This window comes from Nocardia sp. CDC153 (genome assembly GCF_035818515.1).
Taxonomy (GTDB): Bacteria; Actinomycetota; Actinomycetes; order Mycobacteriales; family Mycobacteriaceae; genus Nocardia.
The window spans coordinates 445,078-468,362 of record NZ_JAYKYU010000003.1; the positions used below are offsets into that span (position 1 = coordinate 445,078).

Below are 23,285 nucleotides of genomic sequence, written 5' to 3' on the forward strand. Positions count from 1 at the left end.
TACATGAACAGTGACACTCCGAGCTCGGCCACCGGCGTTCCGAACGCGTTGAATGCCGGTGAGCCCAGTGTGGGCGGTTGGACCGGGGCCGCCGTGACCCTGGTGGAGGGCAGCACGTTCTGCCTGTCCGACCACCTGGGCGATATCGAGCAGGGGACGGCCTACGGCCTGTTCTTCCGGGACGCGCGGGTGCTGTCGCGCTGGGAGTTGCGGTTGGATGGGCAGCGGCCGGAGCCGCTGTCGGTTTTGAGTCCGGAGGCGTTCACCGCCCGGTTCATATTGCGCCGGTCCCCCCGGGCCGGCGCAGCTGACAGTACGGTTTTGATTGTGCGGGAGCGGCTGGTGGCCGACGGGCTCCGGGAGACCATCACGGTCGAGAACCTGGGCCGCGAGACCACCGCCGTGGACCTGCAACTGCATGTGGACGCGGATTTCGTGGACCTGTTCGCGGTCAAGGAGGGCCGCGGCGGCAACGCCCGCGCCGAGGTGATCGTGGCGGATGTGGAGCTGCTGCTCAACGACCGCTCCGACCGCGCCCGGGGATTGGCGGTGTCGTCGTCGGAAACGCCGCTGGTGCTGCCGGGCTCGCTGTCGTGGCGGGCGGTGGTGCCCGCGGGCGGGCGCTGGCGCACCGAGCTGGTGTGCCAGCCCACCATGGGCAATCAGCCGATTCACTCGCCGATGCGGCCGGGTGAGCACTACGAGTCCAGCGAGCCGGGTCGCAAGATCGCGGCCTGGCGGGATACCGCCACCAAGATCACCGCGGCGGATCCGCAGCTGACCTGGGTGCTCGAACGCACCGAAAGCGATTTGGGCGCTTTGCAGATCCACGACGATTCGCGTGGCGGCCGCCCGTTCGTGGCGGCCGGTGCGCCCTGGTTCATGACCCTGTTCGGGCGCGACTCGCTGCTCACGGCATGGATGGCGCTGCCGTTGGATGTCGGGCTGGCGGTGGGCACGCTGCAGCAGTTGGCCGAGATGCAGGGCAAACGGGTGGATCCCATGACCGAGGAGGAGCCGGGCCGCATCATGCACGAGATGCGGCGCGGGCCCGCCAGCGGCGCGGTGCTGGGCGGGGAGACGTATTACGGAACCATCGACGCCACACCGCTTTTCGTCATGCTGCTGGCGCAGGCGCGCCGGTGGGGCGCGGACAGCGAGTCGGTGCACGCGCTGCTGCCCGCCGCCGATGCGGCGCTGGCCTGGATCGCCGACTACGGGGACCGCGACGGGGACGGGTTCGTGGAGTATCAGCGCGCCACCGATCGCGGCCTGATCAATCAGGGCTGGAAGGACAGCTTCGACGGCATCAACGACGCACTCGGGCGGCTGCCGGAACCGCCGATCGCGCTGTGCGAGGTGCAGGGGTACGTGTACGCCGCGCTGCAGGCGCGGGCGGATCTGGCCGAGGAGTTCGGGGACACCACGACGGCCGGGCATCTGCGGGATCGGGCGGCGGAATTGCGCACCAAGTTCGCCGAGGCCTTCTGGCTGCCCGAAAAGGGCTGGTTCGCCGTGGCTTTGGACGGCAACAAGCGCCGCCTGGACGCGCTCACCAGCAATATCGGGCACTGCCTGTGGTCGGGCATCGTCACCGACGAGCATGCCGCCGCCGTCATCGGCAAGCTCGCCTCCGCGGAGATGAACACCGGATTCGGTTTGCGCACACTGGCTTCCAGCATGGGCGCGTACAACCCGATGAGCTACCACAATGGTTCGGTCTGGCCGCACGACACCGCGATCGCCGTCGCGGGTCTGCTGCGCTACCGCCACATTCCCGGGGCCCTCGATCTGGCCTACCGCCTGTCCGACGGACTCCTCGACGCCGCGGCGGCGTTCGGGGGACGACTGCCCGAATTGTATTGCGGCTTCCCACGATCCAAGTTCTCCGCCCCGGTCCCCTACCCGACCTCCTGCTCCCCGCAGGCGTGGGCGAGCGCGGCCCCGCTGCTGCTGGTGCGCTCGTTCCTGGGCTTGGATCCCGATGTCCCGCACCGCACCCTGACCGTGCTGCCGCATCTGCCCGCGCGGTGGGGCCGGATCGAGCTGACCGATCTGCGGCTCGGCGGGGCGGTGGTCGATATCGCAGTGGAGGGTGACCACGTCACGGCCACCAATCTGCCCGACGATTGGCGGCTGGTCACGCACTGATCCGGGCGGGCCGCGGCATCAGCTCTGGGCGGCGGAGCGGATGCCGCGGACGGCCAGTGCGCCGAAAACGGCTGCGAGACCGGCGGACCAGGCGAGAGTCTGCAGGATCGGGGTGGCGATCGGGCCGCCGAGCGTGAGGTTGCGCATGGCCTCGATGGCGCAGCTCATGGGCTGGGCGCGGACCACCGGCTGCAACCAGCCCGGGTAGTTCTCCACGGGCACGAAGCCGGAGTTGAAGAACATGCCGAGCAAGGTGATGGCGGCGAAGAGTTGCACGACCTTGTCGCCCAGGCGGCCGACGCCGACGGTGATGACCATGGTGGCGAAGCCGGGGATGAGCAGGACCGGGATCAGGATGGATCCGATCGCGCCCCAGAACCCTTGATGGAAGCGCAGTCCCAGCGCCACGCCGAGGGCGACGATGACGACGGTTCCGGTCAGGGTGCGGCCGCATTCGGCGAGCAGTCGCCCGAACAGGCCCGCCGAGCGGTGGACGGGCAGGACCCAGAAGCGGCGCAGCAGGCCGCTCTGCCGTTCGGCGTGCAGGGACAGGCCGGTGCCCATGGCCCCGTACATCGCACCGGTGATGGCGATCATGGGGACGAAGCCGTAAATCGCCGCCGCGCCAGAGGTATTCGTCAGGACCTTGTCCAGCACCAGCTCATACATGAGCAGCAGCAGGACGGGCAGGATGAGGGTGCTGGTCAGGACCTCCTGTTCGCGCGGCCAGCGGCGCATGAGGCGACCGGCTTCGACCAGCGTCTGATCCAGCAGGGTCTTCACGGGCGTCGCCTTTCCACGAGTACGGACAGGGCGGCGAAGGCCACGATCAGGGCGGCGCACCACACCGCCGAAATGGCCACGGCCGCAGGGAATTCGCCATCCGCGAGGCCACGCAGCGCGGCGGCCGCCTGGGAGACGGGCTGATTGCGGACGAAGGGCTGGATCCAGCCCGGGAAGGCCTGGGCCGGTACGAATCCGGTGGACATCATGATCAGCAGCAGCTGGGGCGCGAGCAGCGCGGACGCGCCGATCTCGGGCTTGCCGGTGGCGACGCCGAGGGTGTCCGCGCCGATCACGACCGCGGCGGCGAAAGCCAAGGCCAGCAGCGCGAATCCGAGCGCACCCGCCGGATCGTGGAACCGGAATCCGAACACGTACCCGATCACCAGCGCACCCGCGATGGCAACCACCGCCCGCACCAGATTCGCCGACATGCGGGCGGCCATGGGCACCCACGGCCGCACCGGCATCGACCGCAGCCGAGTCCCCATGCCGCTGAACGTGTCTCGCGCCGCCCGATCCCCGGCCGACATGGCGGTGAAGAACATCCCCTGCAACACGATCACGGGCAGCAGATACTGCGCGTAATCGAGCCCGCCCGCCTCCATCGACCGCCGCAGCGGCACATAGAAGCACAGAAAGAAGATCATCGGCGCGGCGAACCCGAACGGCAGATCACCGTCCCGCACCGCCGCCCGAATCGTGCGGCCGCTCAATGCTTTCCACTGCAGATGCGCCGGTACGCGGAATTCCTCCGCCACCGATAGCGCCGCGCGATTGGTGTCGTCGCTCATGCGGAGGCTCCCGCCGGTTGGGGGCGGGTCAGCTCGATGAAGACCTCGTCGAGGGAGGGGCGGCGCAGGGCGATGTCGATGAGCGCGATGTCGGCGGCGGTCACGCGGTTCAGGACCTCGGCGAGGGTGGTTGCGCCGTTCGGGGCGGGGAGGGCGACGCGGTCGGCGGATTCGGCGACCGTGATGTCGCCGAGGCCCTGGAGGGCGGTCACGATGGCGGGGACGTCGGAGGGTTCGACCGGGACTACCTCGCAGTAGCTGGCTCCGGAGCGGGCCTTGAGTTGGTCGGCGGTGCCCTCGGCGATGACGGTGCCCTTGTCGACGACGATGATGTTGTCGCTCAGGGCATCCGCTTCCTCGAGGTATTGGGTGGTCAGCAGGATGGTGACGCCCTGCTGTTTGAGTTCGCGGACCAGCGACCAGAGGCTTTGGCGGCTGACGGGGTCGAGGCCGGTGGTGGGTTCGTCGAGGAAGACCACCTTGGGCAGGCGGACCAGGCCGCAGGCGATATCGATGCGGCGGCGCATGCCGCCGGAGTACTGGCCGACGCGGCGGTCGGCGGCGGCCGTGAGGTCGAAGCGTTCCAGGAGTTCGTCCGCGCGATGTCGAGCCTGCTTGGTGCGCAGGCCCATGAGGCGGGCGAACAGGACCAGATTCTCGCGGCCGGTGAGTACTTCGTCCAGGGCCGCGTATTGGCCGGTCAGCATGATCGAGGCGCGGACCGCGTCGGCCTCGCGGACCACATCGTGCCCGGCCACCAGCGCGCGGCCCGCATCGGGGCGGACCAGGGTGGACAGGACCGAGACGGTGGTGGTCTTGCCCGCGCCGTTCGGGCCGAGCACGCCGAGCACGCTGCCCGTGGGCGCGCTGAAGCTGATACCGCGCAGGGCGTGGACCGCGCCGAAGGACTTCTCGACGGATTCGACGACAATGGCCGCGTCCGTGGTGGATTGCGACACCGGGTTCTCCATCCTGGTATTCATTCGTTACAGGTCTAGGTGGGGCTGAGCGGTCTAGGCAGGGCTGAGCGCGGCGCTCGCGACGGTCAGCGCGGCGACCGCCCGCTGCCAGATCTCACCGAGGCGTTCGATGTCCTGTTCCTCGAAAAGCTCAGCGCTCCACCGGAAGAGCGTGACCAGCTGCGGACCTTCCGCGCCGGGGTAAATGGCCGCGATCAGGTCGAGGGCGTAGCGCAGCGGCATGTCCGGTTCGGGTGCGATCGGAAGCCGTTGGTGCAGGGCCAGGTCCGTGACGGGAGCGAAGGGGCCGTCGGTTCCGGCGGTCAGGTCCATGCGGCCCAGATAGTCGAAGAGCACCTGCGGTTCGGCGTCGGCCGAGAGTTCCGGAGCGGTGCCGCCGTAGCGCAGGGAGCCATAGTCGAGGCCCTTGTTCGGCACCATGTGCGCCTGTGCCGCAACGGTTTCCAACAGCACCGCCGCGGCGGCCGGGTCGGCTTCGGCACGATTCACGTCGATGCCGGTACCGGCGGCCAGCCGCAGCGGATAGACGCTGGTGAACCAGCCGACGGTGCGGGAGGTGTCGGCCTCGGGCGACACCCGCGCGTCCTCGCGGCCGTGCCCCTCCAAGGCGACCAGGGCACCCGCCGAGGTGTCCTGACCACGGTCGGACCGCCAGGTGTCGAGCGTGAGCACCAGTGCGGTGAGCAGCAATTCGCGCAAGCCCGCGGATCGGTCACCCTGGGCGGCGACGGCGAGCAGGTCCCTGGTCGCGATGGCGTCGGTGAACGCCGGGGTGATCCGGTAGGAGTCCCAGGTGTCGGTGCGCGGATCGGGCCGGCGGCGGCCGAGCGGGGCGTCACCGCCCGCCAGCTGGGTGGCCCAGAACTCGCGCTGGGACTGCACATCCCGACCGGGGGCACGGTCGGACAGCAGTTGGCTCCAGCGCCTATAGGACGTGTATTCCGCTGTGACACACGGTGTCTCACCGGCTTCCACCCGCTGCCAGGCGTCGGCCAGATCGCCGAGAACGATGTGCCAGGACACCGGGTCGACGGCGAGGTGGTGGATCGTCAGCAGCAGCACATCGCCCGCGGGGCGGCGGAATCGCACCGCCTGCAGCATGATCCCCGCCTCCGGGTCGATGCGGTCGATGGCCGCGCGGGAGCGGACCTCCAGGGCCGCGCCCAGATCGCCGTCGACGGTGACCTCGGTGAGCAGATCGGCGGCGCACACCGCGCCGGGCTCCCGGGTCACCAGGACCGGGCCGGACTCGGAGTGGTCGAGTCGAGCGCGCAGCATCTCGTGGCCGTCGATCAGGGCTTGCAGGACGGTTTCCAGTCGCGCGGTGTCGATTCCGGTCGGGAGCGTGACCAGGGTGGACAGGGTGAGACGGCGGTAGCCGCCGAACTCGGCCATCCACCGCATGATCGGCGTGGCGGGCACCTCCCCGTACTCGGGACCCGCGACCGTGTCCGCCGAATCCCGCCGGGCCGTCTCGGCATCCACCGCGGCCGCCAGATCGCGCACGGTCGGCGTGGCCAGCACCATGGCCGGGCTGACCGGCAGCCCCGCCCGTCGCGCCTTGTCCACCAGCGCGATGGCGACAATGCTGTCGATGCCCAGCGCGAGGAAGTCGTCGTCGATACCGATGGTCCGACCGCCCAGCACCGACGCGAACGCCGCGCAGAGGGCGCGCTCGGTATCGGTGCGCGGCGCGGTGCCCGGCCCCGAGGACTCCAGTAGGGACAGTCCGGCGGCGGTGAGGGCGCGCACGTCGAGCTTGCCGTTGCCGGTGACCGGCAGGGCGGGCAGCAGCTCGATGCGAGCGGGCACCATGTACGCGGGCAGCTGCTCGGAAAGTCGTGCCCGCAACGCGGTTCCGTCGGACTCGTCGGCCACCGCGAAGCCGGCCAGCGTGGGTCCGCTCGGGCGGTTGACCACCACGACGGCGGCCTCCCGCACACCGGGCAGCCGCAGCAGCGCCGACTCGATATCCCCGATCTCGATGCGATAGCCGCGAATCTTCACCTGATCGTCGGCGCGCCCCAGATAGGCGATCTCACCGGAGGGCAACTGCCGCACCAGATCTCCGGTGCGATACATGCGGTTGCCCGCTCCGAACGGATTCGCCACGAACCGATCCGCGGTCTGTGCCGCCCGCCCGACGTAGCCTCGGGTCAGCTGCCCACCGGTCAGATAGAGCTCGCCGACCACACCGCGCGGCACCGGCCGCAGCGCCGAATCCAGCACATACCCCGCCATCCGAGCCACCGGACGCCCGATGACCGGCACCGACCCCGCCTGCGAAAGCTCCTCCAACCCACCGGAGTTCACGGTCGCGACGACCGCCTCCACCGTGGTCTCGGTCGGCCCGTAGCAGTTGTAGACGGCGGTGTCGGGCAGCGCCCGCAGCCGCTCCCACAGTGCCGGACCGATCGCCTCACCACCGAGCGCGAGCACGGTGAGGTGATCCCCATCCACCAGACCGGCCGCCGCGAGCTGCGCGAACATCGACGGCGAGGTGTCGATCATGTCCACCCGATGCCGGATGATTCCCTCGACCAGCCCCTGCGCATCCCGCATCTCGGTCTCGTCGAACAGGTGCACCGCATGCCCGTCGAACAATCCGATCATGGGCTGCCACGACGCGTCGAAACTCAGCGACCACGCGTGCGCGATGCGCAGCGCCCGGCCCAGTCGGGTCCGCGCGGGCGCGTAGACGCGATCGCGATGGTCGGCGAAGTAGCTGGCCAGCGCCGCGCGGGTGCCCATGACACCCTTCGGCTCACCGGTCGAACCCGACGTGAAGATCAAATACGCGCAACTGTCGCGATGCACCGCGCGCGGCCGTGAAACCCGCTGGGTGGCAATGTGTTCGGCCGTCGCCGCATCGTCTATGACCAATTCCGGAAGGTCGGCAGCGGCATGCAGCAGCGGCGCGGTCGCACCGGTGGTGAGCACGAGTGCCGGAGCCGCCTGCCGCAGGATCGAGGCGATGCGCGCGGTCGGGGCCGAGACATCCACGGGGACATAGGCGGCTCCCGTGTAGAGGGTCGCCAGGATCGCGATGATCGAGTCGGCGGAGCGGGGAAGCGCCAGGGCCACCACGGTTTCCGGCGCGATGCCCCGCGCCGCGAGTTCGGTCGCCAGCCGTCCGGCCGCCTCGTGCAGCTCGCGATAGGTGTAGTGCGCCGTCGCGGTGCTCAATGCCGTTGCGTCGGGCGTGGTTTCGACCTGTCGGAGGAACAGGTCCACCACGCTGTCGGTGTCCTCATCGGTCGAGGCGGCGGTGAACTCCGCCCGCTCGGTGGGCAGCAGCACATCGAGGGCGTCCGGGGTGGAGTCGGCGTGGTCGGGGAGTTGGCGCAGGACCGCGAGGATGCGCGCGCCGAGGTCGGGGATGGGGAGGTGGGGTAGGGCTTCGGGGATGGCTTCCAGGGCCACCACCAGGCGGTTGTCCTCGAGGTGGGAGACCACCGAAAGAGGGTAGTGGACAAGGCTTTCCATGGCCACCGGCAGGAAGCGGGTGCCGTCGCCGGTGACCATAGGGTCGGTGGCCGCGCCGATGGGAGCGTTCTCGAAGACGAACAGGACGTCGAAGAGGGGGCCGTGGCCCGCGGTGCGCTGAATGTGCGAGAGGCTCACGAAACCGTTGTCGCGCATGGCGGCCTGCTCGCGTTGCAGGGTGCGGCACTGTTCGCGGATGGTGGCGGTGCGGTCGAGGAGGACGCGGGCCGGGACGGTGTTGATGAACAGGCCGATCATGGTCTCGACGCCGGGCAGGGAGTCGGGGCGGCCGGAGATGGTGGTGCCGTACACCAGGTCGCGGCGGTCGGTCAGGCGGGAAAGCACGACGGCCCAGGCGAATTGGACGGCGGTGCCGAGGGTGAGGCCGTTGGTGCGGGCCCAGCGGATGAGGCGCTCGGTGTCGTCGGGGTCGAGGTAGTGCCGGGTGCGCTGCGGGATGACCGTGCCGACCGCGGCCGCACCGGCGTCGGCGAGCATGAGCGGACCGGACAGCGGGCTCAGGTAGTCGGCCCAGGCTCGGGTGGCGGCCGCGGTGTCCTGGGCGGCCAGCCAGCCGATGTAGTCGCGGTAGGGGCGCGGGGCGGGCAGCGCGTCGGCCACTCCCCCGGCCTGGTAGACCGCGATGAGCTCGCGGAAGAACACCGCGACGGCCCAGCCGTCCATGAGGATGTGGTGGGTCGTGAGAATCATGCGGCGGCGCGCGCCGGGCAGATTCACCAGCGTGACCCGCAGGACCGGACCCTTGCCCAGATCGAAGGCGCGGGCGCGGTCGGCCGCGGCGATGGCGTCGAATTCCTCCGGGCGGGCGTCGATCTCGGCCCAGGGCAGATCCACCCAGGTGGGCACGATCTGCACCGGCTTGGGCAGATCGCGATCCCAGAAGGCGGCCCGCAGATTCGGGTGCCGTTCCAGCAGCGCCTCGACACTGCGCCGCAGCACCACCGCGTCCAGGGGTCCGCCGATATCGATGACGAACTGCATGGTGTACAGGTCGACGCCGTCCCCGGCCAGGCGGGCCAGCGAGAACAGGCCCTCCTGAAGCGGACTCAGCGCCAGCACGTCCTCGATCTCGGCGGGCTTGGACCGGTCGACGGTCATGGCGTCCTCTCTCACTGCGCGCCCTTCCAGGCCGCGCCGAGCGCGGCCAGGGCATCCTGGTTCAGCCCGGACACACTCATGGCCGCGTGACTGTGGGCGTCGGTGGCGGGAACCGACTGCGGCGCAGGGGTTTCCGCCGGTGCCGGACTGCCGAAGGTGGCGGTCATCTCGGACGCCGAAGCACCCGCCGCGGCAGCGATATCCGCCGTGGTCACGCCCGCCGCCACGGCCGCGTCGACGGCGGTCGCCAATTCGGCGATGGTCATGCACTCGAACACCTGCTGCGGCGACATCGGCAACCCGATCTGGTTGGCCCGCACCGACCACTGAATGGAGATGACGCTGTCCCCGCCCAGCGCGAAGAAGTTGTCCTCGCCCGACACTTCGTCGATCTCCAGCTCCAGCAGCTCGGCCAGAATGGCTCGCAACTGCGGCTCGGTCTCCTGACCTGCTGCGGCACTGGAGAATTCGCCAGCACCCGCGGTAGTGGCCGCACGCTGCGCGGGACGCTCCCGTTCGATTGCGAACTCCAGCTCGCCGCCCACGGTCCACCGCGCCCGGTCCCTCGTCCGCAGCAAGACCGCGCCGGGGTGGACCGGGTCGGCGACCAGATCCTGTGCGGCGGTCGACCCTTCATGGTTCGCCGCCACGTGGACCGTGCCCGGCACGCCCGGCGGTACCGGGCGCTGGTGGTCGTCGAGAACCAGCACCCGCGCCCCGACGGCGGGGACGGCGGTCGCCGTATCGGTCAGCCTGCCGCGCGCGACCACGCCCGGGTATCCGGGCACCAGATACGCGTAGCTCGCTGTGGAACCGGACGACAGGGCGGGCAGCAGATCGGGAAGTGCTGCGGGCCAGGTAGTTCCGAGCACCTCCCAGTGACGCACCGACGGGAGCATGGACACGCCGGTGTGCACGAAGCGCGCCAGCGTGCCGGGATCGGCGGCGACACGGGTCGGCTCGTGTCGCAGGATCAAGTCGACCAGCGCCGTCGGGTCCTGGCTCTGCGCGTCGTCGGCGACAATCGCCGTCGCGCCCGAGGCGAGCGCCGACAGCAGTTCTGCGGTGAACGCGGGACTTCCCCATGCCGCCGCGATCAGCCGGACATCGCCCGCCTCGGCTCCTGTTGCCACCTCTGGGATGGAATGCGCTGTGAGCAGCCGGGTCACCGCCACGGCCAGTTCGCGGCCCGCCGAAGGCGCGACCACGGCGTCGACCTCGACAGCGTCGGAAAGCTGCCCGTAGGTCAGACCTTCGTCGCCACACAGAATGGCCGGGCGCTCAGCGGGCATGGCGCGGATCCGGTCGGATAGGGCGGTGAATCCCGAGACTTCGGCGGCCGGACCGGTGCTCCACTGCTCCAGTACCTTTCGGCGCTCCTCGGCGGGCATCACGTCCAGTTCGCTCAGCGCGAGGTCGGGGTCGTCGGCGAAGGCGGTCAGCACGCGCAGCATGCGCTCGGCGAGCAGCGTGCCGGTGGTCGCCTCGTACAGGTCTGTATTGACGATGACGCTGGCGTCGAAACCGCCATCGGTATCGGCGAAGAAGTTGATGCTCAGGTCCAGCAGGGAGATGTCGAATTCGATGGGGAGCACCGACAATTCGGCATCGCCCAAACCCGCGCCGGTCGCGGCCCAGTCCTCCTCGCGGAAGTGCATCATGGCCTGGAACAACGGGTTTCGCGAACGGGAGCGGGGCGGGTTGACCGCCTCGACCACGCGTTCCAGGGGGACGTCCTGATTGGCGTACGCGCCCAGGGCGACCGCGCGGGAGCGTTCCAGCACGGTCCGCAGGGTCGGATCGCCCGAGAGATCGTTGCGCAGCACCACCATATTGGCGAGCAGGCCGACCAGGTCGGCGGCCACCGGGTAGGAGCGGCCCGCGACCGGGGTGCCCAGCGGAATGTCCACGCCCGCACCGAGTTTGTGCAGCAGGGTGGCGACGGCGGCCTGGTAGAGCATGAACTCGGAAGCCCCTGTGGCCTCGGCGAGCGCCTTCAAGCGGCGGCGCAGTGCGGCCGGGACGGTGAATGCCGTCATGCTGCCGTTCTTGCCGAGGACGGCCGGGCGCGGATGGTCGTGGGCCGGGTTGATCTCGTCGGGCAGTCCGGTGAGGGTGTCGCGCCAGTAGTCGATGCGCTCCTGGTCGGCGGCCACGAGTTCGCGCTGCCAGAGCGCGAAGTCGGCGTAGTCGAGGGCGAGGGGCTCCCAGTCGGGTGCGCTGCCGGATTCGATGCGGGTGCGGTAGGCGGTGGCCAGGTCGGCCAGGATGGTGCGGAAGGACCAGTGGTCGGCCACCATGTGATGCACCAGCAGCGAGATGGCGTGCGAATTCCGGTCCAGCACGAAGACCTTGGGGCGCACCAGGAGTTCGGATTCCACCGCGAAGCGGTAGGCGGCGGCCTCGGCGAGTTCGTCGGGCAGGCGGTCCGGATCGTCGAGCACGGTGACCAGCACGTCGATGGGACCGGCCGGGAGCACCGACTGGTAGGGCACGCCACCGTCCTCGGGGAAGACCGTGCGCAGCGCCTCGTGCCGGGCCACCACGTCACCCAACGCCGCGGTCAGCGCCGCGATGTCCAGGGGCCCGTCCACGCGCATGGCGAACGGGATATTGCCGACCGAGCTCGGGCCCTCCAGCTTGCGCTGGAACCACATGGCCAGCTGCGAGAACGACAGCGGAACCCGGTCGGGCCGGGCGCGTTTCGCCAGGCTCGGCGTCTCGGCGCGCACCTCGGCGGCCGGGGCGCTCTCGATGAGCGCGGCCAGGCCCGCCACGGTCGGGGTGTCGAACGGGGCGCGGACATCGAGTTCGACGCCGAATTCCCTGTGGATCAGCACGATCAGCCGGGTCGCCAGCAGGGAGTGCCCGCCCAGTTCGAAGAAGGAGTCGTCCGCGCCGACCCGGTCGCGATCGAAGAGCTGCCCGAACAGGGCGGCGAGCCGAATCTCGGTGTCGGTGGCGGGTTCCCGATAGGTGCGGACGATCTCGCGCCGGGGCGCGGGCAGGGCCCGCTTGTCCAGCTTGCCGTGCACGGTGAGCGGGATCTCGTCGATGACCGCCACGGCGGCGGGGACCATGTACTCCGGCAGCGTCGCGGCGGCATGCGCGCGCACCTGCTCGGGATCGACGGTCTCCCCCGCGGCGGGCACCACGTAGGCAGCGAGCATGGCTCCGACGGCCGGGTCCTCGGTGGCGACGACGACGCAGTGGCCCACGCTCGGATGCGCGCCGAGCACCGCCTCCACCTCGCCGAGTTCGATGCGGAAGCCGCGCACCTTCACCTGTTCGTCGGCGCGGCCCACGAATTCGATCTCGCCGTCGGCATTGCGGCGGGCCAGGTCGCCGGTGCGGTAGAGCCGCCCGCCGGGCCGTCCACTGCGGCCGCCGAACGGGTCGGCCACGAAACGCTCGGCGCTTTGTCCCGCGCGATTCAGATAGCCGCGCGCCAATTGCTCGCCGCCCAAATAGATTTCGCCCACGACACCGTCGGGCACCAGCTGCAGCGCCTCGTCGAGCAGGTAGACGTACACGTTCCGGTTCGGGGTGCCGATCGGGACGATGCGGGTGCCCTGCGGGCCCAGCACGTCCTGGTGGGTCGCGCACACCACGGCCTCGGTCGGCCCGTAGTGGTTGCGCAGTTCGGCGTCGAAGATGCCCGCGAACTTGTCGGCCACCTCGCCCGGCAGCGCCTCACCGCCGACGGGCACGTGCCGCAGGGCCCGCCACTGGCTCACCTCGGGCAGCAGCAGAAAGGTGCTGAGCATGGACGGCACCATGTGCAGGACGGTGACGCCGCAGCGGGAGATGACCTCGGCCACATACGGAATGTCGCGGAAGGCATCGGGTTTCGGCACCACCAGGCGCGCGCCCGCGGTGAAGGTGACGAAGATGTCGAGCAGCGAGGCGTCGAAGCTCACCGAGGACGACTGCAGCAGCCGGTCTTCGGCGGTCATGCCCCATTCGGCGACGAAGCCGTCCAGGTGTTCGGCGATCGCACCGTGCGGGACCGGGACGCCCTTCGGCTTGCCGGTCGAGCCCGAGGTGTAGATGACGTAGGCCAGATTGCCGGGGCGCAGCGGGCGCTGGCGGTCGGCGTCGGTCGGGGCGTGGTCGGGCAGGTCGGCGGCCGAGAGTTCGGCGGCGTCGAGCTCCACGCGGCCCAGCACCATGCGGGGGCGGGCGTCGGCAACCAGGTAGTCGATGCGATCGTCCGGGTAGGCCGGATCGATGGGCAGGTAGGCCGCGCCGGATTTGAGGACGGCGAGCATGCCGACCACGAATTCCACCGAATTGGACAGGCGCAGGCCGACCAGGTCCTCGGTGCCCAGGCCCTGGCCGATCAGCCAGTGCGCCAGGCGATTCGCGCGGCGGTCGAGGTCGGCGTAGGTGAGTTCCACGGCCGAATCGGGGGCGATCACGGCCATGGATTCGGGCGCGGCGGCGACGCGGCCCTGGAACAGGTCGACCAGGGTGGCGGCCGGGGTTTCGACGAGCGCGCCGTGGGAGAGCTCGAGAATACGGGCGGCGCCTGCTGCACCGAGGATGTCGAGATCGCCGATGCGCCTGTCCGGTTCGTCGAGCGCCGCGCCGAGCAGTTGCACGTAGTGGCCGAGCAGTTGATCGACGAGTGCGCCCTCGAGCTGGTCGATCTGGTACTCGGCCTCCAGGTACGCGCCCGTCGGCTCGAGGACGACCGCCAGGCTCAGCGGCAGCTGAGTGACGGCGCTGCCGAGCTCGAGCAGGCTGGCCTCGACACCGTCGAGGGCGAATCCGCCCGCGCTCTTGCGGACGCTGAAGCCCAGGCGCACCAGTTGATCGAGGCCGTCCTTGCCGCCGAGGCGGTCCGGATTGGCCTCGCGCACCACGCGATCGATGCCGACGCCCTGATGGGCGAAACCGTTCAGGCAGGTGTCGCGGACGGTGTCGGTGCAGGCGGCGAAGCTGTCGCGCGGGGTCGGGGTGGCGCGCAGGAGCAGGGTGTTGCCGAAGTAGCCGATGAGGGATTCGGCGATCGCGGTGCGGCGCACCGTGACCGGTACCGAGACCAGGAAGTCAGCGGCGGCGGTGTAGCGGTGCACGACGGCCGCGTAGGCGGCGAGCAGCACCATGAACGGCGTCGCCGAACGCTCGCGGGCGAAGGCATCGATGCGGGGCAGGAGGCCGTCCGGGAGGGCGAGGGTGCGACGCTCCGCCTGGCCGGAGCGACCAGCCTGGTTGGAGCCGGAATCGCCGCTCTTGCCGGGCAGTTCGAGTGCGTCGGGCAGCGGGCGCAGGGCATTGCGCCAGTAGTCGAGGTCCGCCTCGGAGGCGGCTTCGGTGCCGAAGACCTCGACGTCCACGAATTGCCCTGCCAGCGTGGGGAGTTCGGCCGCACGGTAGGCGGCGTTCACCTCCGCGAAGAACACGGCCCAGGAGTCGTCGTCCCAGCAGATGTGGTGGGCTACCAGGATCAGCGCGAACTCGTCGGCGGCGAGGCGGACCAGCGCGAACCGCAACGGGGATTCGGCGGAAAGGTCGAAGGCGCGGCCGAATTCCCTGCGCGCCAGCACTTCCAGCCGTCGGGCGCGGCTGGGCTCGGGGAGTTCGGACAGATCGTGGGTCGCCCAGCCGGGAGCGAGATCGGCGTGCGCGAGCTGATACGGCTCGCCGACCTCGCCGAGACCGTAGGTGGTGCGCAGAATGTCGTGCCGATCGGCGACGGTGCGGACCGCGCGGTGCAGGCGCTCACCGTCCAGGTCGCCCGAGAGCCGGTACGCCACACAGATATTGAGCGTGGTGTCGCCCGGGTCGCGGGCCTGGAGGAACCACATGCGCCGCTGTCCATCCGACAGCGGGTGCCGCTCCCCCGCCGTCGCGCGCGGGGCCGCGGCGGGTGCGGCGGCCGCCGCGGCGACGCCGCTCTCGGCTATCCGCCTGCGTAGCAGCTCCTTGCGTCGCGCCAGCAGGGTCTCGGCATCGTTGACCATGTCTCGTCTCGCTCCTGAAAAGTGTGTGTCGGCGACTTACGCCCGGGTACCGGCCATCAGCCGCACCACGTCGTCCAGCGACGCGCCGCCCAGAATCGCCGCCACCGGCAGATCCCGCTCCAGCTCGACCTGCACCCGCTTACGGAAATCCAAGGCCTGCAACGAATCCAGCCCGAGCGCAACCAGCGGCACGGAGGAATCGAACGCATCGGTCTCCGCGCCCATTACCTTCCCCAGCTCCCGCCGCACCAACTCCGCCAGATTCGCGGCACCGGACTCGGAAGTGGTGGTGGCCGAATACCCGGCAGCCACGGCGGCGGATTCGCCCCCGGCGGCCACCGGAAGACCCGCACCGCCCACTCCCACCTGCACAGCCGCGGCGGAACCCGGTGGCCCGAATGCCGGAGGCCGCGCGCCCGAATCCGAATATCCCGCGGCTGTAGCCGAATGCGGAGTGGCACCGTCCGGCCCTGAGACCGCACCGGGATGGCTCACGCCGCCAAGCGCCCGTGCGGCGGCGGTCGGCACCGAGATCCCAGCGGGCGAGTCGGCGGTGAGGCCGCCCACGGCCGAATTCGCCGCGCGGGCCATCTCTTCCGTGGCGGCAGCGGCCACCACATCGTCGAGCAGCGGGCCCTGGCCGATGGCGGTCATGAGTGCCTGGACGTCGTTCCAGTCAGCGGCGGCGACCAGGCGGTTCTCCGCACCGGGATGGTCGGCGTGCTGGGCGAAGCCGAGCTCGAGTGCGTCGGCGGCGCGCATGGGGGTAACACCGGCGGCCTGGACCGGGCCGGTGCCGACGGCGTGCAAGGGGCCTTCGAGGTCCCAGAGGCCCCATTGCATGGCCACCGCGTCGATGCCTTTGGCGCGCAGGCGCTGGGCCAGCACGTCGAGCATGCGGTTGACGGTGGCGTAGAGGATTTGGCCGCGACCACCGAAAGTGGCTGCCGCCGAGGAGCACAGGATGATCTTGCAATCGGTGGTGCGGGGCCAGGCGCGGAGCATGTGCTCGGTGCCGTAGATCTTGGAACCGGCCATTTCGCGGAACTTCTCGGCCGTGACATCCGCCAGTTCCGCGCGGACATAGTTGACGCCCGCGTGCACCAGGACGGTGGCCGGAATCTGCTGTCGGGCAGCCAATTCCGTGACCGATTCCGCATCGGTGACATCGCACGCTTCGACGATTATCTCGGCATCGGTCAGCGCGCGGATCGGACGCAGTCGGCGGGTGACGGCGTCGGTCTCACCGGAGCGGCTGAGCAAGGTGATACGCCCCGCACCGCGGTGCGCGTAGTAGGCGCAGAATTCCACGCCGAGCGTGCCGGTGCCACCGATGATCACCACGTGCGACAGATCGCTGTCGCGGGCCGGACCCGGTTGCGCGGCATCGACTTCCAGCCGCTTGGCGTAGACCGCCCCGTCACGCAGGGCCAGCTCCGGCTCGTTCTTGACATGCACCGCGCGCACCAGCGCCGCCGCCTGGCTCGCATCCGAATGTCCCACAGCGAGATCCACGCGCCGGAAGGAAATGCCCAACGATTCCATCCCCAGGCACCGGTACCCGGCCGTGACCGCACCGTGGAACTGGTGCGGCACCGGATCATCGGCGACGACCTGCTCCCCACCCACGGTGACCAGCCAGCAGTCCCGGACACCGGCCAGGTCGGGCAGCCATGCCTGATTCGCGAAGAATCCGGCGGCCTGCTCCACTGCCGCCGATGCATCCATTTCCGGCAATTCCGGCATGAGGATCACGACGGTGTCGTAGTTCCCAGAGGCACGAGGCCGCGCGGGGCTGCCCTGCACTCCCGCTGGGCGGCCCCCGCGGTGGGCGGCGGTCGCCTCGGCAGCGGCTGCCCCCGCGACACCCGAGGCAGGTCCTATCTCGCGCGGCGGGCTGTCGCCGTCCAACACGTATGCTGAGCCGCCATGGTTGTGGGCGGCGGTGCAGAGGGCCGCGGCCAGTTCGGGGCAGCGGCCGGTGTGGTCGACCACCAAGAGGTCGCGCGGGGGGACCAGGGAGCGCTTGTCGAGGCGGACCCAGGTTTCGGCCAGCCGGTGGGGGTAGCGGTGGGTGGATTCCGGAATCGGTTGTCCGGCAGGGGTTTCGTAGGTGGCCCACAGGCGTTGCGGGTTCATGACCGTGTGGGGGAAGTCGCGCAGGGGCAGGGTCACCGTGCCCGCGCTGTCGGGGGTGCGCAGGGACTGCCAGTCGTAGCCCAGGTCCGCGACGGCGATGGTGGCCAGGTTGCGGGTGAAGTCGCGGAGGCTGTCGGCGGTGCGCAGGGAGGTGCCCAGGACGCGGAAGTCGCGGGGCGGCAGGGCCGGGTCCTGCGGGACCAGGCCGAGGTTCTCCTGAACGGCGAGTTGGAGGGTGGGGTGTTCGGCGACCTCGACGAAGGTGTCGATGCCGTCCACGGCGGCCGCGACAATGGCGCGGTCGAAGCGGACGCGATTACGCAGATTCCAGAACCAGTACTGCTCGTGTTCGAGGTCCGGAGTGATCGCCGCGCCCAGAGTCGCTCCGTAACAGGGGATCTCGCCCGCGGAGAAGGTCGGGGCGCTCATCTGCTCGCCGAGGAAGGCTTCGAAGTCGCTGCGCAGTTCCGCGACGATGGAGGTGTGCGCCGGGTAGGCGACCTGGATCTCCTTGGCGAACTTCCCCCGTGCCTGCGCGGCGGCGACCATATCGACAATGGTGGCCCGGTCACCCGAAATCGCCAGGATATGAGGTGAATTCACCACCGACAGCTCGGCCCAGCCGGAGTGCCGGGCCAGCAGCGCCTCCACCTCCTCGCGGTCCATGCCGAGCACCGCCATCGAATAGCCGCGCGGGGAAATGCGTTCCACCAGTCGCGCCCGCTCGGTGACGGCCATGACGGCATCCCGCCGCGTCATCACCCGCGCCACCCAGCCGGCGGCCAGTTCACCCTGGCTGTGGCCGATGGCGGCGGCGGGCTCCACACCGGCCGCCCGCCACATGGCGGCCAGCCCGGTCATGTGGAACATCAAGGCGGGCTGGACTTCCCACACCGTGTCCTCGAACCGACCGTCCTCGCCGAGCAGGTAGTGCAGCGGTTGGGCGTGGCCGTAGTGCTCGCGGTGCAGTTCGGCGCAGGCGTCGACCTCGGCCCGGTAGGCCGGGGACAGGCCGTAATACAGCTTGCCCATGCCGGGCCGCTGACTGCCCTGTCCCGGGAAGACGAACCCGATCCGCCGCGCGGTGGCCGCGCCCGGACCGGTCACCACGGCCGCGTGATCGGCGTCCGCGGTGATCGCGTCGAGCGCGGCCAGCAGCTCGGCACGGCCGGACACCATGGCGAGTGCGCGGCGGCGACGCGCCGTCCGGGTGCGGAACAGCATGTCCGCCACCCGATCCGGCGTCACCTCCGGTCGCTCCGACAGGTAGCGGGCCAGCTGTGCGGCCTCCGCGCGCAACCCGTCGGGGGTCTCGGAGGACAGCAGCACCGGGACGGTGCCGTCCGGGAGGCGGTAGTCAGGCATGGAGATCCTCCAGAACAGGCTCAGTGCTCTCCGGAACAGGCATGGCGAGGCTCTCCGGAACAGGCATGGCGAGCACGGCGTGCGCATTGGTGCCCGCGACACCGAACGAGGAGACGGCCCCGTAGCGGACGTCGTCGCGCGGCTCCCACGGGGTGAGTTCGGTGGCCAGGCGCAGACTGGTGGCCGCCCAGTCGAGCCGGTCGGTGGGGTTGTCGACGAACAGGGTCGGGGCGATCTGCCCGTACTGCCCGCACAGCACCACCTTGATCAGCCCGAGCATGCCCGAGGCCGCCTGGGCGTGGCCGATATTGGATTTCACCGAACCCAGCAGCGGGCCCGAAGACCGATCGGGCGCGCCGTAAGCGGCTGCGAGAGCGGATAATTCGAGGGGATCTCCGACGGGCGTCCCCGTGCCATGACCTTCGATCAAGCCGACGGCGTCGGCGCTGATGCCCGCCGCCCGGAGGGTCGAATCGATCAGCCGCCGCTGCGCAGTCGAACTCGGCACGGCCAGCGGCGCGCCCTTGCCATTGTGGTTGACCCGGGTGCCCAGCACACGCGCGTAGACGTGATGCCCGAGTGCGACAGCCCGCGATTCCCGTTCCAGCACAACGACACCCGCGCCCTCACCCCACAGGGTTCCGGTCGCGTCCGCGGCGTACGCGCGGCAGTGGCCGTCGGCGGCCAGCGCGTTGTTCTTGGAGAATTCGTAGAAGGCGGCGGGCGAACCCATGACGCAGACACCACCGGCCAGCGCCCACTCGCATTCGTCATTGCGAATCGCGTTGGCGGCCAGGTGCAGCGCGGTCAGCGACGACGCACAGGCGGTATCCACGCTCATGGACGGCCCGATCAAACCGAGACCGTGTGAAATGCGTCCGGCCACCGCGCCCAAGGCGGTTCCGGTCACCCGGTAGCCGCTGTAGTCGGTGACCGCGGCCGACACCGGCCCGTACTCGTTGACCGACGCCCCCATGAAGCAGCCGACCTCGGCCCCGTCCAGCGACCCGGGATTGATGCCCGCGTTCTCCAGCGCCCGCCACGCGACCCGCATACCGACCCGCTGCTGCGGATCCATGGAGACGGCCTCGCGCGGGGTGATCCCGAAGAACAGCGGATCGAATTCCGTTGCTCCGTCCAGGAATCCGCCCGCATCCGGCACCCGGCTCCAACCCTCGACCCGATGCAACGACAGCACCTGCTCCAGCGGCCATTCCCGATCACGCGGGAACGCTCCAATGAGCTCGCACGCCTGCGACAGCGCCGACCAGTAAGCGGGCAGCGTGTCCACGCCGCCCGGCGCTTCGATCGCCATCCCCGCGATGACAATGGGATCCGCGTCCGCCACCGCGATCACCCGACCGATTTCAGCGACGGGGCAAGCAGTTCGGCAATGCCCGCGGTGTGCTCGTTGAGGTAGAAGTGCCCGCCGTCGAAGACGGTCACATCGATCTCCTGCGCGCTGTGGTCGGCCCAGCCGTACAGATCGCGCGGCGTCACGAAGGGATCCTCCGCACCGCCCAGCACCTGAATTCTGGCCCGCACCTTCGCATCCGGTGCGCACACATAGGCGTCGAAGGCCCGATAGTCGGCCTTGACCACCGGCAGCGCCATGCGCATGACCTCACGGCTGCCCAGCACATCCGCGCCGGTGCCGTCGAGTCGGCCCAGGTGATCGAGGATCTGCTCGTCCTCGGTGGGATGCGGGGGCAACTCGGCCGCCCGGCCGGGCGACACCGCCGCCGACGGGGCCAGCAGCCGCACCTCGCGGCCCGCCGCTTCGGCCACCCGCACCAGCTCGAAGGCCACCATCGCGCCCATGCTGTGCCCGAACACCGTCAGGGGCAGCCCGCGATCATGCTCGGAGGCAACGTAATCCGCGTACGCACCGGCCGCGATCTCGGGCACGGTGGCCAGCGCGGCCTCCCGCGCCCGATCCTGACGACCCGGGTACTGGAAGACGACGACATCGAACCGCGTGCTGAAGACCTTCGAGAACGCCCGGTAGCTGGACGCGCCCGCGCCCGCGTGCGGGCAGATCAACAGGGGTGGAAGATCGGCCGACGCGGGTTTGTGGAACTGCCGGACCCATCCGAGACTTGCTGCCATGAGCTGAAACTCCTACTCCGCCGAATCGGTCAGATAGCCGCCGCGCGAGAAGAATTCGGCCGCGTCGCGCTCGACTCCGTCGGCGGTGCGCACCCGGGTGAGGACCAGCGCCGGATTGCCGCCCCGGAACGCGTCCGGGCCGCACACCACGGCCGCGCCGCCGTCGAGCACCACCACGCGGCCCGGCGTTCCGCCGCAACGGAATTCGGCGATCCGGGCGGCCAGCACCTCGATGCGCTCACCGCGGTAGTAGGTGAAGGCGGGCGGGTACGGCGCGGACAGCGCGCGCACGAAACGCTCCAGATCCACCGCGGGCCAGGACCAGTCGATGCGGCTGTCGCGGTCGGCGCGCTTGTGGAAGTAGGTGCGCTCGGACTTGTCCTGCGGCGTCCACACGGCCGTGCCGTTCTCCAGCGCGTCCAGCGCCTCGTGCACGGCATCCGGAATGAGTTCCATTCCGGCCAGCACCAATTCGGTGCCGGTGACGTCCGGGCCGATGGGCAGTCGCTTCTGCACCAGGATGTCGCCGGTGTCCAGGCCCGCGTCCATCCGGTGCACGGTCAGCCCGGTCTCGGCCGCGCCGCTGATCAGCGCCCACAGCACCGGCGAGAACCCGGTGAACTTGGGCAGCAGGGAATCGTGCAGGTTGAGGGTGCCGTGCGGGGGCAGGTTGTAGAGCTCCTCGGGCATCCAGGTGTACCAGCTGTTCACCACGATGACGTCCGGCTCGGCCCGCTTGACCAGGTCGATGGTCGCCGCGTCCGCCCGTTCGGTGACGTGCACCGGAATCCCGTGCTCCCGGGCCAGTTCCTCCACCGAATCCGACCACATGGCCTTGTAGGTGGATGCCGCGGCCGGGTGGGTGACCGACAGCACCACCTCGTGGCGCGAATCGATCAGGGCCTGCAGGGTTTTCCGGCCCCAGGTCTGGAAGCCGAACGAGACGATACGCATCTAACCGAACCTAACCTTTGCTCGAAGTAAGCTAAGCCTAACCTATTGGACTGCGCGAGTGTGGGCCACGCCCACCGCCGCGGAGCGACGCACCTTGTCCGGGGCACAGGCCAGCACCCGGTCCGAAAGTTCGCCCAGGCAGCTCAGATTGGGGAAGCCGGGGCCCTGCGCCAGCGCGGCCAGGTTCGGGAGGTAGAGCTTGGCGTCGAGACCGGAGACGGCCAGGTCGTAGCCGATGGCCGACTCCAGGCGCGCTTGATCGACCGGTCCGCCGACCGCCAGTTCCAGCAGGTCCGCGGCGTCGGTGTCGAAAAGGTCCAGGAACCACAGCGATTCGCCGCCGGTGGCGTCCACCACCAGGTCGAAGGTGTGCAGCTGATCGGGGCGGGTCTCATTGCGCAGGGTCAGCGCTACCGCCTCGTCACGGGCGGCCACCCGCACCACCCGGCCCTGGAGGTGATGCACGCGGCTGTCGGCGAGCAGACTCTCCTGCACGCGCACCGAGAACACACCGCGATCGGTGCGGCGGATGACGTCGCGGCGCTCCTCGATACTGAGCGCGGGCCACTTCACCGGATCGCTGAACAGCGAGTTCTCGAAATAGCTTTCGCCGCGCGTGTAGATGGTGGCCTTGGGCGAGATGACCGAGACGGTGAGCACATCGTGGCGAACGAGTTCGTCCATGGCCGAGCCCGCGGTCTCGCCGCCGCCGATGACCGCGGCCCGAGAGGAGACGGGCAGGCGGCGCTTGGCGGCCAGATCCCAGAACTCCGCGATGCTCAGCACCCGCGGATGGTCGGCGAGCGCGCGACGGCTGTTGCCGGGGCCGGTGATCATGAGGCGGTCGGCGTCCAGGGTGCTCTCGGCGCCGTCGGCGTCGACGACCGTGACCAGCCACCCGTCGGCGGCGGCGGAAATCGTTCGCACCGAACCCATCACGATCTCGACGGCGGATGTGCGGGCCACCCACTGCAGGTAGTCGGCCCACAGGTGATGCTGCGGGCTGGGTCGGCCGCGGTCGACCCACTCGGCGTAGGTGCCGTGCTCGACCAGGTAGGCGGTCCAGCTGAAGGCCCGCATGGCCGCGTCGATCTCGCGATTGCGACCGCGCGCCCAATTCGAGTGATACGGGAAGCCGACATCCTTCTCCGGGCTGGTGCCCAGGCGGTGGCGGCCGTCGGTCCACCCGCCGGAGGGCAGCCAGTTGCCGCCCACCGCATGGGATTCGACCACCACCACGCGGGGCGCGGGCAGTCCGAGGGCGCGCAGCACGTGCGCCTTGGCGGCCACGGCCATCGCCTTGGGACCGGCTCCGACCACGAGAAGTGTGTCCACTGATGCTCCTGCTCTCCGACCGACTGCGATGACAGCCCGACTGTGATGGCAGCCACTGTGCAGCTACCCCCACGGCGGACGGGCCGAAAAGGCCGATCGGG

Annotated in this window: 11 protein-coding genes; 1 reads left to right on the forward strand and 10 read right to left on the reverse strand. The window is 70.1% G+C overall.

Going from position 1 to position 23,285, the window contains the following annotated elements:
• Positions 1–3: 3 nt before the first annotated feature.
• A complete protein-coding gene (locus VMT65_RS18760; protein ID WP_326309584.1) occupies positions 4–2,151 on the forward strand; it encodes an amylo-alpha-1,6-glucosidase in 2,148 nt (715 codons plus the stop codon).
• A gap of 18 nt (positions 2,152–2,169) precedes the next feature.
• Here the strand turns inward: VMT65_RS18760 and VMT65_RS18765 are convergent, their stop codons facing one another.
• Genes VMT65_RS18765 through VMT65_RS18810 form a run of 10 tightly spaced genes read right to left on the reverse strand, consistent with a single transcriptional unit; the run spans position 2,170 to position 23,184 of the window.
• Positions 2,170–2,934, reverse strand: coding sequence for an ABC transporter permease (locus VMT65_RS18765; protein WP_326309585.1), 765 nt, complete (start codon positions 2,932–2,934; stop codon positions 2,170–2,172).
• Positions 2,931–3,728: an ABC transporter permease gene (locus tag VMT65_RS18770; RefSeq protein ID WP_326309586.1), complete on the reverse strand. Its 798-nt coding sequence runs from the start codon at positions 3,726–3,728 to the stop codon at positions 2,931–2,933. Before VMT65_RS18770 ends, VMT65_RS18765 begins: the two co-directional genes overlap by 4 nt.
• A complete protein-coding gene (locus VMT65_RS18775; RefSeq protein ID WP_326309587.1) occupies positions 3,725–4,711 on the reverse strand; it encodes an ATP-binding cassette domain-containing protein in 987 nt (328 codons plus the stop codon). Before VMT65_RS18775 ends, VMT65_RS18770 begins: the two co-directional genes overlap by 4 nt.
• A gap of 30 nt (positions 4,712–4,741) precedes the next feature.
• The gene (locus VMT65_RS18780; RefSeq protein WP_326309588.1) at positions 4,742–9,313 is read right to left on the reverse strand and encodes a non-ribosomal peptide synthetase; all 4,572 of its coding nucleotides are present in this window, start codon (positions 9,311–9,313) and stop codon (positions 4,742–4,744) included.
• Between the two features lie 11 nt (positions 9,314–9,324).
• Complete coding sequence (locus VMT65_RS18785) at positions 9,325–15,282, reverse strand: non-ribosomal peptide synthetase (RefSeq protein WP_326309589.1); 5,958 nt, start codon at positions 15,280–15,282, stop codon at positions 9,325–9,327.
• A 36-nt stretch (positions 15,283–15,318) separates the two neighbouring features.
• Positions 15,319–18,786, reverse strand: coding sequence for a nocobactin polyketide synthase NbtC (nbtC, locus tag VMT65_RS18790; protein WP_326309590.1), 3,468 nt, complete (start codon positions 18,784–18,786; stop codon positions 15,319–15,321).
• Complete coding sequence (locus VMT65_RS18795; protein ID WP_326310296.1) at positions 18,779–20,140, reverse strand: beta-ketoacyl [acyl carrier protein] synthase domain-containing protein; 1,362 nt, start codon at positions 20,138–20,140, stop codon at positions 18,779–18,781. The genes nbtC and VMT65_RS18795 overlap by 8 nt, the downstream gene beginning before the upstream one ends.
• Positions 20,140–20,895 carry a thioesterase II family protein gene (locus tag VMT65_RS18800; RefSeq protein WP_326309591.1) on the reverse strand — a complete coding sequence of 252 codons (756 nt, stop codon included), beginning with the start codon at positions 20,893–20,895 and terminating at the stop codon, positions 20,140–20,142. Before VMT65_RS18800 ends, VMT65_RS18795 begins: the two co-directional genes overlap by 1 nt.
• Positions 20,896–20,907: 12 nt before the next feature.
• Complete coding sequence (locus VMT65_RS18805; RefSeq protein WP_326309592.1) at positions 20,908–21,849, reverse strand: methionyl-tRNA formyltransferase; 942 nt, start codon at positions 21,847–21,849, stop codon at positions 20,908–20,910.
• A 42-nt stretch (positions 21,850–21,891) separates the two neighbouring features.
• On the reverse strand, positions 21,892–23,184 hold the full coding sequence (locus tag VMT65_RS18810) for a SidA/IucD/PvdA family monooxygenase (protein WP_326309593.1): 1,293 nt from the start codon (positions 23,182–23,184) through the stop codon (positions 21,892–21,894).
• Positions 23,185–23,285 lie beyond the last annotated feature (101 nt).

Coding starts and splice junctions, on each gene's coding strand:
- VMT65_RS18785 (WP_326309589.1), bottom strand. CDS start 15,282: ATGGTCAACGATGCCGAGACCCTGCTGGCGCGACGCAAGGAGCTGCTA.
- VMT65_RS18780 (WP_326309588.1), bottom strand. CDS start 9,313: ATGACCGTCGACCGGTCCAAGCCCGCCGAGATCGAGGACGTGCTGGCG.
- VMT65_RS18775 (WP_326309587.1), bottom strand. CDS start 4,711: ATGAATACCAGGATGGAGAACCCGGTGTCGCAATCCACCACGGACGCG.
- VMT65_RS18800 (WP_326309591.1), bottom strand. CDS start 20,895: ATGGCAGCAAGTCTCGGATGGGTCCGGCAGTTCCACAAACCCGCGTCG.
- VMT65_RS18805 (WP_326309592.1), bottom strand. CDS start 21,849: ATGCGTATCGTCTCGTTCGGCTTCCAGACCTGGGGCCGGAAAACCCTG.
- VMT65_RS18770 (WP_326309586.1), bottom strand. CDS start 3,728: ATGAGCGACGACACCAATCGCGCGGCGCTATCGGTGGCGGAGGAATTC.
- nbtC (WP_326309590.1), bottom strand. CDS start 18,786: ATGCCTGACTACCGCCTCCCGGACGGCACCGTCCCGGTGCTGCTGTCC.
- VMT65_RS18760 (WP_326309584.1), top strand. CDS start 4: ATGAACAGTGACACTCCGAGCTCGGCCACCGGCGTTCCGAACGCGTTG.